The sequence below is a fragment of the Aquabacterium sp. J223 genome (assembly GCF_024666615.1).
Classification (GTDB): domain Bacteria; phylum Pseudomonadota; class Gammaproteobacteria; order Burkholderiales; family Burkholderiaceae_C; genus J223.
Genome location: NZ_CP088297.1, coordinates 98184 through 114232, shown reverse-complemented (window position 1 = coordinate 114232; position 16049 = coordinate 98184). Strand labels below are relative to the sequence as shown.

Genomic DNA, 16049 nt, shown 5'->3' with positions numbered 1-16049 from the left:
GCATTAAGCGCTGCGGCCGAGAGGGATTGATGACCGGATCGTGTTTAATGCGGCCTCATGGACCGGCTCAAGCAGATCGAATCCTTCGTCGCGGTGTCCACCAAGGGCAGCCTGACGGCCGCCGCCCAGGCCGAGGGCGTGGCCCCGGCGGTCATCGGCCGGCGCATCGACGCGCTGGAGGCCCGGCTCGGCGTCAAGCTGCTGGTGCGCACGACCCGGCGCATCACGCTCACCCACGAGGGCAGCGCCTTCCTGGAGGACTGCCAGCGCCTGCTGGGCGAGCTGGCCAGCGCCGAGGCCAGCGTCTCGGCCGGCGGCGTCAAGGCCAGCGGCTACCTGCGCATCACCGCCCCGGCGGGCTTCGGCCGCAAGCACGTGGCGCCGCTGGTGCCGGCCTTCACCGCGGCCCATCCCGACGTGCACCTGTCGCTGAACCTCAGCGACCGGCTGGTCGACCTGGTCAACGAGGGGTTCGACTGCGCGGTGCGGGTGGGTGACCTGCCCGACTCCAGCCTCATCAGCACCCGGCTGGCCGACAACCGGCGGCTGTGCGTGGCGGCGCCGTCGTACCTGGCACGCGCCGGCCTGCCGCGCCACCCGTCGGAGCTGGTGCGCCACGAATGCCTGACGCTGAGCTCCGACGCCGGCCAGACGCGCGGCTGGGCCTTCCGCATCGACGGCCAGGTGCAGCACCTGCGGCCGAGCGGCCGGCTCGACTGCAGCGACGGCCAGGTGCTGCACGAGTGGTGCCTGGCCGGCCTCGGCCTGGCGTGGCGCAGCACCTGGGAGGTGGCGCAGGACATCGCCGCCGGCCGCCTGGTGGCGGTGCTCGACGACTTCGCCGCGCCGCCCAACGGCGTCTACGCCGTCTTCGCCCACGCCAAGCACCTGCCGCTGCGCGTGCGCCTGTGGATCGACTTCCTCAAGCGCACCTACGGCGACGCACGCTACTGGGACTCGGGCGGCCGGCTGCTGCCGGAGGCCGCGGCCAGCGCGGACGCCCTGTCCGCCATCGGCTGAACCGGCTAGGACCCCTGGGGCCCGGCGTTGACCATCCACGGCGTGCCGAAGCGGTCGACCACCATGCCGAACCCGTCGGCCCAGAAGGTCTTCCCGTAGGGCATCGTCACCTGGCCGCCCTCGGCCAACGCGTCGAAAACCCGCCGGCCCTGCTCGGCGGTGGGGTAGGCCAGCGAGATGCTGATGCCCTGCATCTTCTGGAAGGGCATGCCCGGCGGGCTGTCGGAGGCCATCAGGCGGGCGCCGTCCAGCGTCATCGAGGCGTGCAGGATCTTGTCCTTCGCCCCCTCCATCGGCGGCATGCCCGAATCGGGCGGCGCCTCGCCGAAGGTCATCATCATCTCGATGCGGCCGCCGAGTGCCTGCTCGTAGAAGCGCATCGCCTCCGCGCAGGTGCCGTCGAAGCAGAGGTACGGTTCGAACTGGGCCATGTCACGCTCCGTGGTGGGACAGGCCGGCCAGTATGGACCTCGCCGGCGGGCCGGATCGTGACGGTGCGCTACCCCGCCTTCTTGGCGCTCAGGCAGTCCTTCATGAAGGCCTTGCGCTCGTCGCCGGCCTTGCCCTTGGCGTCGGCGTTGCACTGCTTCATGCGGGCCTGCTGGGGCGTGACGGCGGGCTCGGCGGCGGCGGTCTTGCCGGCCAGGCAGTCCTTCATGAAGGCCTTGCGCTCGTCGCCGGCCTTGCCGGCGGCGTCGGCGTTGCATTGCTTCATGCGGTTCTGCTGCGCGGTGGGGGGCCTTGGCCTCGTCGGCGGCGCGGGCGGCCGGCAGCGCGGCGGACAGCGCCAGCGCGGCGAGCAGGGCGAGCGGGAAACGGTGCATGGGAGGTCTCCTCAGGGGTTGGGGCGCGTCCCGGTCGGAACGGCGCCCGAACCTTAGAGGATGCGCCGCGGGTGCGCCAGCGCCTCGTGCGCCGCGTGCAGCCGCCGCACCAGCACCCGGATGAAGGCGCCGTCGAAGAGGTGCCGCGTGGCGGGGCTCAAGGCCTCCAGCGTCTGCGGCGTGAAGGAGATGCTGGTGCAGGGCTGGGTCACCGTGACGTCGGTGCTGTGCCGGCGCAGGTCGGCGTTGGGCGCCAGGTAGGCCATCTCGCCCACCGAAGTGCCGGCGCCGAGGGTGGCCACCTTCTTGCCGTCGCGCACCACCTCCACCTCGCCCTGGGCCAGGATGTGGAAGTCGTTGCCCTCCTCGCCACGGGTGTAGATGGCGTGGCCGGGCTTGAAGCGCTGCCATTTCGCGCGGTGCACCACCTCCCACAGCTCGACGTCGCCGAAGCCGGAGAAGAAGTCGAGGCTGCGCAGCAGGTTGAAGCGCTCGGAATCGAGCACGCCCTGCAGCCGGCCGCGCGCCACCTCGCGGTTGGCCACCAGCGCCGACAGGCCCTGCGCGAACGCGTCCCAGCTGGCCGGCCGGTCCTGCGGCCGCTTGGCCAGCGCCTGGCGGATCAGGGCGTCCAGGCTCGCCGGCACGCCCTCGCGCAGCCCCTGCAGCGACGGCGGCTCGACGGTGTAGATCTGGTGCATCAGCGCCTGCTGGGTGGCGGCGTCGAAGGGCGGTCGGCCGGCCACCAGGTGGTAGAGCACCGCGGCCAGGCCGTAGATGTCGGCGCGGCAGTCGATGTCGGCGCCGTCCAGCTGCTCGGGCGCCATGTAGGCCAGCGAACCGACGCGGAAGACCTGCGTGTGGTCCGAGCGCAGGTTGAGCACGCTGCCGAAGTCGGTGATCTTGACGTCGACCACCTGCTCGCGCTCGACGACCGCGAGGATGTTCGCCGGCTTGACGTCGCGGTGGATCAGGCCCTGCCGGTAGACGTAGCCCAGCGCCATGGCGAGCTTGAAGCCGATCTCCACCACCTGCTCCAGCGCCAGCAGGGCGTCGGCTCGGCAGAACCGGCGCAGGGTGATGCCCGGCACGTGCTCCATGACCAGGAAGGGGCCGGCGGCGTCCGGCACCGCGTCCAGGATCTGCACCACGTTCGGGTGCTGCAGCCGGCCGACCAGCGCGGCTTCGGCCGCGAAGAAGCGGCTGTTGCCGCGCCCGCGGCTGGGGGCGGCCGAGCGGCCGGCGCCGGCGGGCAGCGCGTGCGCCCGCACCCGCTTGATCGCCACTTCCTGGCCGCGGAAGTCGTCGCGGGCGAGGAACACCTCGCTGGTCGCGCCCTCGCCCAGCTTGCGCAGCACGCGGTACTTGCCGATGCGCTCGGGCAGGGAATCGTCGCGGGGAGAAGGCATGGCGGGGCGGCAACAGCTCGAGGCGGCCAGACCCGGCCGTCTTGCGGGATGTTCGCCCGCCTGGCGCCCGTTCGATCGTGGAAATAGCCGGCTTTTAGAATCGTCCGATGATCCTTGCCAAAAACGAGCTGCTGGTGGCCTTGAAGGAGGCGGTCGGCGCCGTGGGCGGGCCCGAACAGGCGCAGGCCGCCGCGTTCGAGTCGCCGAAGCAGGCCGCGCACGGCGACCTGGCCATCACCGCCGCCATGCCCCTGGCCCGCGCGCTCAGGCAGAAGCCGCGCGACGTGGCCGAGGCGCTGGTCGAGCGGCTGCAGGCGCATCCGGCCGTGCAGCGCTGGGTCGAACTGCCGCTGGAGATCGCCGGCCCCGGCTTCGTCAACCTGCGGCTGAAGGCCGCCGCCAAGCAGGCGGTGGTGGCGCAGGTGCTGGCCGAGGGCGAGGCCTTCGGCCGCCAGCCGGCGCGGCCGGGCGCGAAGGTGCTGGTCGAGTTCGTCTCCGCCAACCCCACCGGCCCGCTGCACGTCGGCCATGGCCGCCAGGGCGCGCTGGGCGACGCCATCTGCAACCTGTACGACTCGCAGGGCTGGCAGGTGACGCGCGAGTTCTACTACAACGACGCCGGCGTGCAGATCCAGACGCTGGCGCTGTCGACGCAGGCGCGGCTGAAGGGCCTGAAGCCGGGCGACGCCGGCTGGCCGGAGAACGCCTACAACGGCGACTACATCGCCGACATCGCCGCCGACTTCGCGGCGAAGAAGACGGTCACCGCCGACGACCGCGCCTTCACGGCCTCCGGCGACGCCGACGACCTGGACGGCATCCGCCAGTTCGCCGTGGCCTACCTGCGCCACGAGCAGGACCTCGACCTGCGGGCCTTCGGCGTGCGCTTCGACCACTACTACCTGGAGTCGAGCCTGTACACCTCCGGCCGGGTCGAGGCCGCGGTGCAGAGGCTCGTCGACGCCGGCAAGACCTACGAGGCCGACGGCGCGCTGTGGCTGAAGTCCACCGACTACGGCGACGACAAGGACCGCGTGATGCGCAAGTCCGACGGCGGCTACACCTACTTCGTGCCCGACGTGGCCTACCACATCGCCAAGTTCGAGCGCGGCTTCACCAAGGCGGTGAACATCCAGGGCAGCGACCACCACGGCACCATCGCCCGGGTGCGCGCCGGCCTGCAGGCGGCGGGGGTCGGCATCCCGGCCGGCTACCCCGACTACCTGCTGCACAAGATGGTGACGGTGATGAAGGGCGGCCAGGAGGTGAAGATCTCCAAGCGCGCCGGCAGCTACGTCACCCTGCGCGACCTGATCGACTGGACCAGCCGCGACGCGGTGCGCTTCTTCCTCATCAGCCGCAAGGCCGACACCGAGTTCGTCTTCGACGTCGACCTGGCGCTGAAGGCGAACGACGAGAACCCGGTGTTCTATGTTCAGTACGCGCATGCGCGCATCTGCTCGGTGATGGCGCAGCACCGGCAGACCACCGGCGAAGCGACGTCGTCCCTGCACGAGGCCGACCTGTCGCGCCTGGTGGCACCGACCGAACTGGCCCTGATGCTCAAGCTGGCCGCCTACCCGGAGATGCTGTCGCGGGCGGCGGCCGAACTCGCGCCGCACGACGTGGCCTTCTACCTGCGCGACCTGGCCGCGGCCTTCCACGGCTACTACGCCGCCGAGCGCTTCCTCGTCGACGACCGCGACCTGGCGCGCGCCCGGCTGGCGCTGCTGGCCGCCACCGCGCAGGTGCTGCGCAACGGGCTGGCCGTCGTGGGCGTCGGCGCGCCGGAGGCGATGTCGCGTGAAGTGGTGGCCGAAGGGGTGGCGGCATGAGGCGGCCGAACCAGCGCGGCGGCTTCGCCATCGGCCTGGTCGTCGGCCTGTTGATCGGGCTGGCTGCGGCGCTGGCGGTCGCGCTGTACGTGACCAAGGTGCCGGTGCCCTTCGTCAACAAGGTGCCGCAGCGCACCTCGGCCCAGGACGCGGCCGAGGCCGAGCGCAACAAGAACTGGGACCCCAACGCGCCGCTGGCCGGCAAGCCGGTGCGGCCGGCGCTGCCGGCGAAGCCGCCGGCCGACGCCGGCGGGCCGCGTCCCGCCGAGCAGCCGGTGGCGGTGGCCCCGTCGACGGTGCCCGGCACGCCGCCCGCGGCCAGCGCCCCGCGCGGTGCGCGCGACCCGGCGGCGCTGCTGTCGGGCCAAGCGCCGTCGGCCAAGCCGGGCAGCGATCCGTTCAGCTACTTCGTGCAGGTCGGCGCCTACGCCCGTGCCGACGACGCCGAGCAGCAGCGGGCCAAGCTGGCGATGCTCGGCCTCGGCGCCCGGGTCACCGAGCGCGAGCAGGCCGGCCGCACCGTGTACCGGGTGCGGCTCGGCCCCTTCGACGGCCGCGAGGACGCCGAGGCCGCGCAGAGCCGGGCCCAGGCCGCCGGGGTGGAGGCCGCGCTGGTGCGGGTGGAGCGCTGACGCCGCGACGTTGAACCTCCGGGCGGCGACACCGCTCCATGCACAGTGACCGATCGACAGCCGGCCCCGTCCGGCGCACAGCAAAGGAACCCGACCCCATGAAACGGCGCGACTTCACCGCCTTGTCCACTTCGTTGGCTGCCCTGCCGGTGCTGGGTGCACTGCCGAACACGGCGGCCGCCCAAGGCGGCCAGCCTGCCGAGGGCACGCACTACGTCCGGGTGGCCCAGCCGGCGCCCACCGGTGCGCCGAAGGGGAAGGTCGAGGTGGTGGAGTTCTTCTGGTACGGCTGCCCGCACTGCTACGCCTTCGAGCCCATCATCGGCCCGTGGAGCAAGGCGCTGCCGGCCGACGTGGCCTTCCGCCGGGTGCACGTCGGGTTCACCGCGCTGCACCAGACGCATCAGAAGCTGTACTACTCGCTGGAGACCCTGGGCGCGGTCGACCAGCTCCATGCCAAGGTGTTCAACGCCATTCACCAGCAGCGCCGCCGGCTGGACAAGGAAGCCGACCTGGCCGCCTTCGCCGCCGAGAACGGCATCGACGGCGGCAAGTTCCTGGAGGTGTTCAAGTCCTTCGGCGTGCAGACCAAGGCGCGCCAGGCCACTCAGCTCAGCGAGGCCTACAAGATCGACGGCGTGCCCACGCTGGGCGTGCAGGGCCGCTTCTGGACGTCGGCCACGCTGGCCGGCAACTTCGAGCGTTCGCTGGCGGTCACCGACTTCCTGGTGCAGCGCGTCAAAGCTGGCGGCTGACGCGTCTTTTTGCCGGCCCGTGCGCCGGGCCGGCCAGCCGCTGTGGCTAGAATGGTCTGCAACTTTCATGCCGCAGACCGTGTCGTCCCTCCGTCCCCGTGTCGCCGCCTCCGCAATCCGTCTGCTGGGGCTGGCGGCGAGCGCCTGCCTGGCGCTGATCGCCGCGCCGCCCGCCCATGCGGAGCGCGCGGACAGCCGCCAGCGCATCACCGTCGAAGCCGACCAGCCCGGCAGCCTGGACCTGCTCAAGCAGGTGGTGATCTTCAACGGCAACGTCGTCATCACCCAGGGCACGCTGGTGCTCAAGGCCGACCGGGTGGAGGTGCGGCAGAGCCCCGACGGCTTCCGTGCCGCCACCGCGCTGGGCAGCGCCGGCCGCCGCGCCAGCTTCCGCCAGAAGCGCGACGCGCTGGAGGAATGGGTCGAAGGCGAGGCCGAGCGCATCGAGTACGACGGCCGCAGCGGCATCGTGGTGCTGATCGGCCAGGCCGAAGCCCGCCGTCTGCGCGGCGCGGCGGTGGCCGACCAGCTCAACGGCAACCGCATCACCTGGGACGCCAACACCGAGCGCCTGAGCGTCGAGGGTGGCCCGCAGTCGGTGACCCCGGCCAACCCCGGCGGCCGGGTGCGCCTGGTGCTGACGCCCGAGGACGCGGCCAGCGCGCCGGCCTCCGCGCCTCAGCCTCTGAAGCCCGCCACCGGGCTGGGGGAGCGGAAGTGAACGCGCACACCGAGGCCCAGGTCCTGAGCCGCCTGGAGGCCGAGGGGCTGCAGAAGCGCTACGGCTCCCGCCAGGTGGTCAAGGACGTGCACGTCAGCGTGGGCGCCGGCGAGGTGGTCGGCCTGCTGGGCCCGAACGGCGCCGGCAAGACCACCAGCTTCTACATGATCGTCGGCCTGGTGCGCGCCGACGCCGGCGAGATCCGCATCGACGGCGCGCCGGTGCAGGACCGGCCGATCCACCAGCGCTCGCGGCTCGGCCTGTCGTACCTGCCCCAGGAGGCGTCGATCTTCCGCAAGCTGTCGGTGGAGGAGAACGTGCGCGCGGTGCTGGAACTGCAGCGCGGGGTGGACGGCCGGCCGCTGCCGGCACGCGAGCTGGACCGCCGGCTCGACGAGCTGCTGCAGGAACTGAGCATCGAGAAGCTGCGCGCGGTGCCCGCGCCCGCCCTGTCGGGCGGCGAGCGGCGGCGGGTGGAGATCGCCCGCGCCCTGGCCACGCAGCCGCGCTTCATCCTGCTCGACGAGCCCTTCGCCGGCGTCGACCCCATCGCCGTCATCGAGATCCAGCGCATCATCAGCTTCCTCAAGTCGCGCGGCATCGGCGTGCTCATCACCGACCACAACGTGCGCGAGACGCTGGGCATCTGCGACCGCGCCTACATCATCAGCGAGGGCCGGGTGCTGGCCGAGGGCACCCCGCACGAGATCGTCGAGAACGCCGACGTGCGCAAGGTCTACCTCGGCGAACACTTCCGCATGTGACGATGAGCAGCCCCCACGCTCTCTTCGTTCGCTGCCCCCCGAGGGGGCTGTCCGACCTTGGGGCGGCCCGGCGGCCGGACGCCTCATGAAGCCATCACTGCAAGTCCGACTCAGCCAGCACCTGGCGCTCACGCCGCAGCTGCAGCAGTCCATCCGGCTGCTGCAGCTGTCGACGCTGGAGCTGCACCAGGAAGTCGAGCAGATGCTCGAGCAGAACCCCTTCCTCGAAGCCGAGGAGGAGCAGGTCAGCCCGTTCGAGGCCTCGCTCGACCGCACCGCCGCCAGCGCCGCCGAACGGCCCGAGCGCGACGACGCGCCGCACGACGCCGCCTCGCCCGAGCACGACGAGTCGCCCGCGATGGAGGCGACCGAGTTCGGCACCACCGAACGCGACGACTGGGAGAACGGCACCGAGCGCGACGACTTCGACGGCATCCGCGAGCTGCCGTCCTCGGCCAGCGGCGCTGCCGGCGGCGACGACGACTTCGAGCCGCAGGAGCGCGGCGGCGGCGCCCTGAGCCTGCAGGACCACCTGCGCCAGCAGGTGCTGGGCATGCGGCTGGGCCGCGAGGACGCGGCGGCGCTGCAGGTGCTGATCGAGTCGCTCAACGACGACGGCTACCTGGCCGACCCGCTGGAGGACATCGCCGCCCGCCTGGCCGACCAGCTCGGCCTCGACGAGGACGACGCCGACGGCCGCGAGGACCTGCTCGGCCGCCTGCAGTGCGCGCTGAAGTGGCTGCAGAACCTGGAGCCGCTGGGCGTCGGCGCCCGGGACCTGCCCGAATGCCTGACGCTGCAGCTGCGCGCGCTGCCGCGCAGCGAAGCGCAGATGATCGCCATCATCGTCTGCAAGCAGCACCTGGAGCTGCTGGCCCGCCGCGACATGAAGAAGCTGGTGGCGGTGACCGGCGCCGACGAGGAGCTGATCAAGGCCGCGCAGGCGCTGATCGTGCAGTGCGAGCCCAAGCCCGGCCGGCCCTTCGGCCGCGCCGAGGCGCAGATCGTCGTGCCCGACGTCATCGTGCAGAAGGCCGGCCGCGCCTGGAAGGTGGTGCTGAACCCCGACGTGATGCCCAAGCTGCGCATCAACGACCTCTATGCCCAGGCCATCCGCAGCGCACGGTCGTCGGCCAACGGCAGCTCCGCCGGCCTGTCGTCACGGCTGCAGGAGGCGCGCTGGTTCATGAAGAACATCCAGCAGCGCTTCGACACCATCCTGCGGGTGTCGGCGGCCATCGTCGAGCGGCAGAAGAACTTCTTCAGCCACGGCGAGATCGCGATGAAGCCGCTGGTGCTGCGGGAGATCGCCGACGAGCTGGGGCTGCACGAGTCGACCATCTCGCGGGTGACCACCGCCAAGTACATGGCCACGCCCTTCGGCACCTTCGAGCTGAAGTACTTCTTCGGCTCGTCGCTGAACACCGAGGCCGGCGGCAATGCGTCGAGCACCGCGGTGCGCGCGCTCATCAAGCGGCTGGTCGCCGCCGAGGATGCGAAGAAGCCGCTGTCGGACAGCCAGCTGTCGCTGATGCTGGAAGAGCAGGGCATCCAGGTGGCGCGCCGCACGGTGGCCAAGTACCGCGAGGCGCTGAAGATCGCCCCGGCCAACCTGCGGCGGGAGCTGTAGCCGGATGGCGTCTGACACCGGACGCGGTGCCGCCGACGGGGGGCTGTTCCTGCCGGCGGCGGCCGGGGTGGAGGGCCTGCTCGCCGACGAGGTGACCGCCCTGCTGCCCGCCGGCCTGGCCGGGGTGCGACCGCGCCGCGGCGGGGTGGAGGTGCAGGCGGCGCAGGAAGCGCACCTGCCGGCGCTCGCCATGCGCCTGAACCTGCACAGCCGGCTGGCCCAGCGGGTGCTGTGGCGGGTGGCGCAGGCGCGCTACGGCCATGAGCAGGACCTGTACGAACTCGCCCGCCGCGTCGACTGGACGGCCTGGATCGACGCGCGCGGCACCTTGAAGGTGGACGTGACGGCGCAGCGCTCGCCGCTGCACAGCCTCCACTTCGCCGGCCTGCGCATCAAGGACGCGGTGTGCGACGTGCTGCGCGAGCGGCAGGGCGCACGGCCCGACGTCGACACCCGGCGGCCCGACCTGCCGCTGCTGCTGCACGTCGATGCCGAATGGGCCACGCTGTACGTGGACACCTCGGGCGAGGCGCTGTTCAAGCGCGGCTGGCGCGAGGACCGCGGCGAGGCGCCGCTGAAGGAGACGCTGGCCGCGGCGCTGCTGGCCGCCGCGGGCTGGCAGGGTCGACCGACCGACGGCCCGCTGCTCGACCCCTGCTGCGGCGCCGGCACCATCGCCATCGAAGCGGCCCAGCTGGCCTGCGGCATCGCGCCGGGCGGCCAGCGCCGGTTCGCCTTCGAACGCCAGGCGCCGTTCCGCGAGGCCGCCCGGCGCGCCGAATGGCAGGCGCTGAAGGACGAGGCGCGGGCGGCGGAGCACCCGCCGGCGGCGCCGGTGTTCGCCGGCGACGTGTCGTTCCGCATGACCGACTTCGCGCAACGCAACGCCGAGCGCGCCGGCGTGGCCCGGGCCATCGAGTTCAAGACGGTGGACGCGCTGCAGCGGCCGCCGCCCGCGCCGCAGGGCACGCTGGTGCTCAACCCGCCGTATGGCGAACGCCTCGCGCCGAAGGGACAGGGCGCCGCGCCGGACGCCCGACGCGGTGGCGGGGGCGGGCGCGAGGCCTTCGCCGCCGAAGCCGACGGCCCGGCCGCCAGCGCCGACGAGGCCGCCGCCTTCTTCGGCGCGCTGGCCACGCACTGGAAGCGCCATTACGCGGGCTGGACCGCCTGGGTGCTCAGCCCCGAGCCGGCGCTGCCGTCGTGGATGCGGCTGAAGGAGAGCCGGCGCGTGCCGCTATGGAACGGCCCGATCGAATGCCGGCTGATGCGCTTCGAGCTGGTGGCCGGCCGCCTGGGCCGCGAGCGCGGGGACGCCGCGGCCGCGGCGCCCGACGCCTGAACCGGCCCTAGCCGGCGTGCCAGGCGGCCACCGCCGCCAGCACCGCCAGCGGGGCGGTGTCGGCCCGCAGCGTGCGCGGGCCGAGCGACAACGGGGCGAAGCCGCTGTCGCGCGCCGCGTCCTCCTCCGCCGGGCTCAGGCCGCCTTCGGGGCCGCTGAGGCAGCACAGCGCACCGGACGATGCAGGGGCCAGTCGTGCCGGCGGCCGTGCGTCGGCCCGCAGGCTCAGCACATGAGCCTGGGCGCCCCCCGCCGCGCGCAGCCACTCGCCCAGGGCCTGCACCGGCCGCACCGCGGGCACCCGGGTGCGGCCGCTCTGCTCGGCGGCGGCCACCGCCACGCCCTGCCAGTGCTCGCGTTTGCGCTCGGCGCGCTCGCCGGACAGGCGCAGCACCGACCGCTCGCAGACCAGGGGCTGCAGCACCGCGACGCCGAGTTCGGTGGCCTTCTCGACGAGGAAGTCCATGCGGTCGTTGGCCGGCATGCCGACCGCCAGGGTGACGGCCACGGGCAGTTCCCGCTCCACCTCGACATGCGCCTGCACCTGCACGCCCACCTCGCGCCGGCCCATCTGCCGCACCTCGGCGGTCCATTCGCCGCCACGGCCGTCGAACAGCACCAGCGGGTCCCCGGGCTGGCAGCGCAGCACCTGCACATGGCGCGCGGCCGCAGGCGGCAGGTCCAGCGTCAGGCCGCTCGACAGGGGACCGGGCACATGCAGGCGCAGCGTCGACATGGGCGGCGAGTGTGCCAGCCGTGCCCGCCCGGCCGCTCGGCGGGGACGGGCCGGGCCGGGTCAGCGGGTCTGCAGCAGGCCCAGCACCAGCCGTCGGGTGGCCTCGGCCGCGACGTCCGCCACGAAGCGCTGGAAGTCGGTGTGCGCGTCGTCGTCGGCACGGTCGGAGACGATGCGGCACACCGCCAGCGGCCGGCCGAAGTCGTGGCAGACCTGGGCCATGGCCGCGCCCTCCATCTCCACCGCCAGCGCCTCGGGCAGGGCACCGCGCAAGGCCGCGCTCTCGTCGGCCCGGCTGACGAAGCGGTCGCCGCTGACGACGAGCCCACGGTGCACCGCCGGCGCCACGGTGGCCGCCACCGTCGCCAACCGGTCGCTCAGGCCGGGATCGGTGGCGAAGCGCGAGCGGCCGGTGAGCGGCACCTCGAAGCGCGGGAACAGCGGCGAGGCGTCGAGGTCGTGCTGCAGCAGCGCGTCGGCCACCACCACGTCGCCCACCGCCACGCCATCGCCCAGGCCGCCGGCCACGCCGGTCAGCAGCACGGCGTCCACCGCGTGGCGGTCCAGCAGCAGCGCCGCGGTGGTGGCCGCCGCCACCTTGCCGATGCCCGAGCGCACCATCACCACCGGCTGGCCGGCCAGCGCGCCGACGTGGACGTCGCGGCCGGCGGTGCGGTCGATGCGCTCGGCCACCAGGTGCGTGCGCAGCGCCCGGATCTCCTCCTCCATGGCGCAGACGACCGCCAGCCGCATCAGGCGGCGTCTCGCAGGGCCCGGCGCAGCACCTTGCCCACCGCCGTCTTCGGCAGTTCCTTGGCGAAGGTGACGACCTTCGGCCGCTTGTAGCCGGTGAGGTTGGCCTCGCAGTAGGCGCGCACGTCGGCCTCGGTCAGCGCGGGGTCGCGGCGCACGATGATGACCTTGACCACCTCGCCGGCGCTCTCGTCCGGCACGCCCACGGCGGCGCATTCCAGCACCCCGGGCATCTGCGTGATCACGTCCTCGACCTCGTTGGGGTACACGTTGAAGCCGCTGACCAGGATCATGTCCTTCTTGCGGTCGACGATGCGGAAGTAGCCGCGCTCGTCCATCACGCCGATGTCGCCGGAGCGGAAGAAGCCGTCGGCCGTCATCACCTTGGCGGTCTCGTCGGGACGCTGCCAGTAGCCGGCCATCACCTGCGGCCCGCGGATGGCGATCTCGCCGGCGGTGCCGGGCGGCACCTCGCGGCCGTCGTCGTCGAGCAGCCGCAGTTCGGTGCTCGGCAGCGGCAGGCCGATGGTGCCGCTGAAGCTGGTGGTGTCCACCGGGTTGCAGGTGGCCGACGGGCTGGTCTCGGACAGGCCGTAGCCCTCGCAGATCGGGCAGCCGGTCTTCTCCAGCCAGCGCTTGGCGGTGGCCTGCTGCACCGCCATGCCGCCGCCCACCGAGATGACCAGCTTGCTCCAGTCCACCGTGTTGAAGTCCGGGTGGCTGGACAGCGCGTTGAACAGCGTGTTGACCGCCGGGAAGCAGTGCACCGTCTCCTTGGACAGCGCCTTCAGCACCGCCGGCATGTCGCGCGGGTTGGGGATGAGGACGTTGCAGCTGCCCATGCGCAGGCCGAGCATCAGGTTCGTCGTGAAGCCGAAGATGTGGTACAGCGGCAGCGCGCACACGGTGGTGATCTGCGTGCCCTCGGCGATCTTCTTCAGCGCCGGCTGGTACCAGGCCTCGGACTGCAGCACGTTGGCCACCAGGTTGCGATGGAGCAGCACCGCACCCTTGCTGACGCCGGTGGTGCCGCCGGTGTACTGCAGCACCGCGATGTCGTCGGGGCCGACGGCGGGCGCCTTCAGCGTGTGCTGGCGGCCCTGCGCGATCGCGTCGTTGAAGCGCACCGCGCCCGGCAGCTGCCAGTCGGGCACCATCTTCTTCACCTTGCGCACCACCAGGTTGACGATGGCGCCCTTGGGGAAGCCCATCAGGTCGCCCATGGCGGCCACGACCACCGTCTTCGTCGGCACGTTGGCGATGACCTGCTGCAGCGTGTGCGCGAAGTTCTCCAGGATGAGGATGGCCTTGGCGCCGGAGTCTTTCAGCTGGTGCTCCAGCTCGCGCGGCGTGTACAGCGGGTTGACGTTGACCAGCACCAGCCCGGCCCTCAGCACCGCCGTCACCGCGGCCGGGTACTGCGGCACGTTGGGCATCATGACGGCCACCCGGTCGCCCTTCTGCAGCCCCTGGGCCTGCAGCCAGGCGGCGAAGGCGCGCGACAGCTCGTCCACCTCGCCGAAGCGGAAGGACTTGCCCATGAAGCGGTACCCCACGCGGTCACGGTGCTGGCGCAGCGCCTCGTCGATCAGCGAGACCAGCGAGGGGTGCGCGGCGGTCGAGATCTCGGCCGGCACGCCGGCCGGGTAATGCTTCAGCCACGGCTTGTTCATCTTGTGCTTCCTCAGGCAAACCGCCGATTGTTCCCCCGGCCCCCTGCGGGGCCATCGGGGCAATCGCTAGCGATGGCGATGCCGGGTGACGCCTGCGCGACACGGCCGGCGCGGCGCGATGCAAAAGGCCGGCGCGTGCCGGCCTTCCGTCGGGGTCGACGCACGGGCCGCAGCGGCCCGCGACGGCGCTACTCCACCGCCTTGACCATGTCCTCGACCACCTTCTTCGCGTCGCCGAAGACCATCATGGTCTTGTCCATGTAGAACAGCTCGTTGTCCAGGCCGGCGTAGCCGGCGGCCATCGAGCGCTTGTTGACGATGACGGTCTTGGCCTTGTAGGCCTCGAGGATGGGCATGCCGTAGATCGGGCTGCCCTTCTGCAGGGCCACCGGGTTCACCACGTCGTTGGCGCCGAGCACGATGGCCACGTCGACCTGGCCGAACTCGCCGTTGATGTCCTCCATCTCGAACACCTGGTCGTAGGGCACCTCGGCCTCGGCCAGCAGCACGTTCATGTGGCCCGGCATGCGGCCGGCGACCGGGTGGATGGCGTACTTCACCGTCACGCCCTTCTCGGTCAGCTTGGCGGCCAGTTCCTTCACCGCGTGCTGGGCCCGGGCCACCGCCAGGCCGTAGCCCGGCACGATGACCACCGTCTCGGCGTTGCCGAGGATGAAGGCCGCGTCGTCGGCGCTGCCGCTCTTCACGCTGCGCTGCGCTTGAGCGCCGCCCGCGGCGGCCGACGCGTCACCGCCGAAGCCGCCGAGGATCACGTTGAAGAACGACCGGTTCATCGCCTTGCACATGATGTAGCTCAGGATCGCGCCGGAGCTGCCGACCAGCGAGCCGGCGATGATCAGCATCGGGTTGTTCAGCGAGAAGCCGATGCCGGCCGCCGCCCAGCCCGAATAGCTGTTGAGCATCGACACCACCACCGGCATGTCGGCGCCGCCGATCGGGATGATGAGCAGCACGCCGAGCACGAAGGCGATGGCCAGCATCACGTTGAAGGCGGTCCAGCTCTGGGTGAACATGAAGCCCAGGCCGAACACCAGCAGCGCGATGCCGAGTGCCAGGTTGAGGAAGTGCTGGCCGGCGAAGGCCACCGGCGCACCCTGGAAGAGGCGGAACTTGTACTTGCCGCTGAGCTTGCCGAAGGCGATGACCGAGCCGCTGAAGGTCACCGCGCCGATGGCCGCGCCGAGGAACAGCTCCAGCCGGTTGCCGGTGGGGATGGGCTCTCCGCGCGGGGCGATGCCGAAGGCGTGGGGTTCGGCCACCGCGGCGACCGCGATGAACACCGCCGCCAGGCCGATCATGCTGTGCATGAAGGCCACCAGCTCGGGCATCTTGGTCATCTCCACCCGGTTGGCCATGATGGCGCCGGCGGTGCCGCCGATCAGCAGGCCCAGCAGCACGTAGCCCAGGCCGCCCAGCCCGGCCTCGGTCGAGCCGGCCAGCCGCACGATCAGCGCGGCGGTGGTGAGCACGGCGATCGCCATGCCCGTCATGCCGAAGACGTTGCCGCGGATGGAGGTGGTCGGGTGCGACAGCCCCTTCAGCGCCTGGATGAAGCAGACGCTGGCGACGAGGTACAGCAGCGTGACGAGGTTCAAGCTCATGCCTGCTTCTCCCCTGCCGCCGGCGCCTTGCGCTCCTTCTTCTTGAACATCTCCAGCATGCGCCGGGTGACCAGGAAGCCGCCGAAGACGTTGACCGCGGCCAGCGCCACCGCCAGCACGCCCATGGTCTTGCCCAGGCCGCCTTCGGTCAGCGCCGCGGCCAGCATGGCGCCGACGATCACGATGGCCGACACCGCGTTGGTCACCGCCATCAGGGGCGTGTGCAGCGCCGGCGTGACGTTCCACACCACGTGGTAGCCGACGTAGATGGCCAGCACGAAGATGGTCAGGTTGATGATGGTGGGCGAGACCACTTCCATGGCGTGTCTCCTG

General features: G+C 72.1%; 16 protein-coding genes. 8 read left to right on the top strand and 8 right to left on the bottom strand.

Annotated elements, in window-relative coordinates:
- The first annotated feature begins 57 nt into the window (after window positions 1-57).
- Window positions 58-1020 (top strand): LysR family transcriptional regulator, encoded by a 963-nt coding sequence (locus LRS07_RS00495; RefSeq protein ID WP_260500095.1) that lies wholly within the window; start codon window positions 58-60, stop codon window positions 1018-1020.
- A gap of 5 nt (window positions 1021-1025) precedes the next feature.
- Here the strand turns inward: LRS07_RS00495 and LRS07_RS00490 are convergent, their stop codons facing one another.
- From LRS07_RS00490 to LRS07_RS00480, 3 genes are all read right to left on the bottom strand, one after another.
- Window positions 1026-1451 carry a VOC family protein gene (locus LRS07_RS00490; RefSeq protein ID WP_260500094.1) on the bottom strand — a complete coding sequence of 142 codons (426 nt, stop codon included), beginning with the start codon at window positions 1449-1451 and terminating at the stop codon, window positions 1026-1028.
- 68 nt (window positions 1452-1519) lie between these two features.
- Window positions 1520-1735 carry a PsiF family protein gene (locus LRS07_RS00485; RefSeq protein WP_312028336.1) on the bottom strand — a complete coding sequence of 72 codons (216 nt, stop codon included), beginning with the start codon at window positions 1733-1735 and terminating at the stop codon, window positions 1520-1522.
- Between the two features lie 162 nt (window positions 1736-1897).
- On the bottom strand, window positions 1898-3253 hold the full coding sequence (locus tag LRS07_RS00480) for a serine/threonine-protein kinase (RefSeq protein WP_260500093.1): 1356 nt from the start codon (window positions 3251-3253) through the stop codon (window positions 1898-1900).
- A 107-nt stretch (window positions 3254-3360) separates the two neighbouring features.
- Between LRS07_RS00480 and argS the strand changes: the two genes are divergently transcribed.
- From argS to LRS07_RS00445, 7 genes are all read left to right on the top strand, one after another.
- Complete coding sequence (argS, locus tag LRS07_RS00475; protein ID WP_260500092.1) at window positions 3361-5088, top strand: arginine--tRNA ligase; 1728 nt, start codon at window positions 3361-3363, stop codon at window positions 5086-5088.
- A complete protein-coding gene (locus tag LRS07_RS00470; protein ID WP_260500091.1) occupies window positions 5085-5720 on the top strand; it encodes an SPOR domain-containing protein in 636 nt (211 codons plus the stop codon). Before argS ends, LRS07_RS00470 begins: the two co-directional genes overlap by 4 nt.
- A 98-nt stretch (window positions 5721-5818) precedes the next feature.
- A complete protein-coding gene (locus tag LRS07_RS00465) occupies window positions 5819-6475 on the top strand; it encodes a thiol:disulfide interchange protein DsbA/DsbL (RefSeq protein WP_260500090.1) in 657 nt (218 codons plus the stop codon).
- A gap of 67 nt (window positions 6476-6542) precedes the next feature.
- On the top strand, window positions 6543-7196 hold the full coding sequence (gene lptA / locus LRS07_RS00460) for a lipopolysaccharide transport periplasmic protein LptA (protein ID WP_260500089.1): 654 nt from the start codon (window positions 6543-6545) through the stop codon (window positions 7194-7196).
- Window positions 7193-7960, top strand: a complete 768-nt coding sequence (lptB, locus tag LRS07_RS00455; RefSeq protein ID WP_260500088.1) for an LPS export ABC transporter ATP-binding protein — start codon at window positions 7193-7195, stop codon at window positions 7958-7960. Before lptA ends, lptB begins: the two co-directional genes overlap by 4 nt.
- A gap of 85 nt (window positions 7961-8045) precedes the next feature.
- The gene (locus LRS07_RS00450) at window positions 8046-9590 is read left to right on the top strand and encodes an RNA polymerase factor sigma-54 (RefSeq protein ID WP_260500087.1); all 1545 of its coding nucleotides are present in this window, start codon (window positions 8046-8048) and stop codon (window positions 9588-9590) included.
- 4 nt (window positions 9591-9594) lie between these two features.
- Window positions 9595-10932: a THUMP domain-containing class I SAM-dependent RNA methyltransferase gene (locus tag LRS07_RS00445; protein ID WP_260500086.1), complete on the top strand. Its 1338-nt coding sequence runs from the start codon at window positions 9595-9597 to the stop codon at window positions 10930-10932.
- A gap of 7 nt (window positions 10933-10939) precedes the next feature.
- Here LRS07_RS00445 and LRS07_RS00440 read toward each other — a convergent pair whose 3' ends face one another.
- The 5 genes from LRS07_RS00440 to LRS07_RS00420 form a co-directional block, all read right to left on the bottom strand.
- Window positions 10940-11668: a 16S rRNA (uracil(1498)-N(3))-methyltransferase gene (locus LRS07_RS00440; RefSeq protein ID WP_260500085.1), complete on the bottom strand. Its 729-nt coding sequence runs from the start codon at window positions 11666-11668 to the stop codon at window positions 10940-10942.
- A 60-nt stretch (window positions 11669-11728) separates the two neighbouring features.
- The gene (locus LRS07_RS00435) at window positions 11729-12421 is read right to left on the bottom strand and encodes a 5'-methylthioadenosine/adenosylhomocysteine nucleosidase (protein ID WP_260500084.1); all 693 of its coding nucleotides are present in this window, start codon (window positions 12419-12421) and stop codon (window positions 11729-11731) included.
- Entirely contained in the window at window positions 12421-14094 is a 1674-nt protein-coding gene (locus LRS07_RS00430) for a long-chain-fatty-acid--CoA ligase (protein WP_260500083.1), read from the bottom strand. Before LRS07_RS00430 ends, LRS07_RS00435 begins: the two co-directional genes overlap by 1 nt.
- Before the next feature lie 188 nt (window positions 14095-14282).
- Window positions 14283-15716: an NAD(P)(+) transhydrogenase (Re/Si-specific) subunit beta gene (locus tag LRS07_RS00425; protein ID WP_260500082.1), complete on the bottom strand. Its 1434-nt coding sequence runs from the start codon at window positions 15714-15716 to the stop codon at window positions 14283-14285.
- Window positions 15713-16036 carry an NAD(P) transhydrogenase subunit alpha part 2 gene (locus LRS07_RS00420; RefSeq protein ID WP_260500081.1) on the bottom strand — a complete coding sequence of 108 codons (324 nt, stop codon included), beginning with the start codon at window positions 16034-16036 and terminating at the stop codon, window positions 15713-15715. Before LRS07_RS00420 ends, LRS07_RS00425 begins: the two co-directional genes overlap by 4 nt.
- Window positions 16037-16049: the final 13 nt, after the last annotated feature.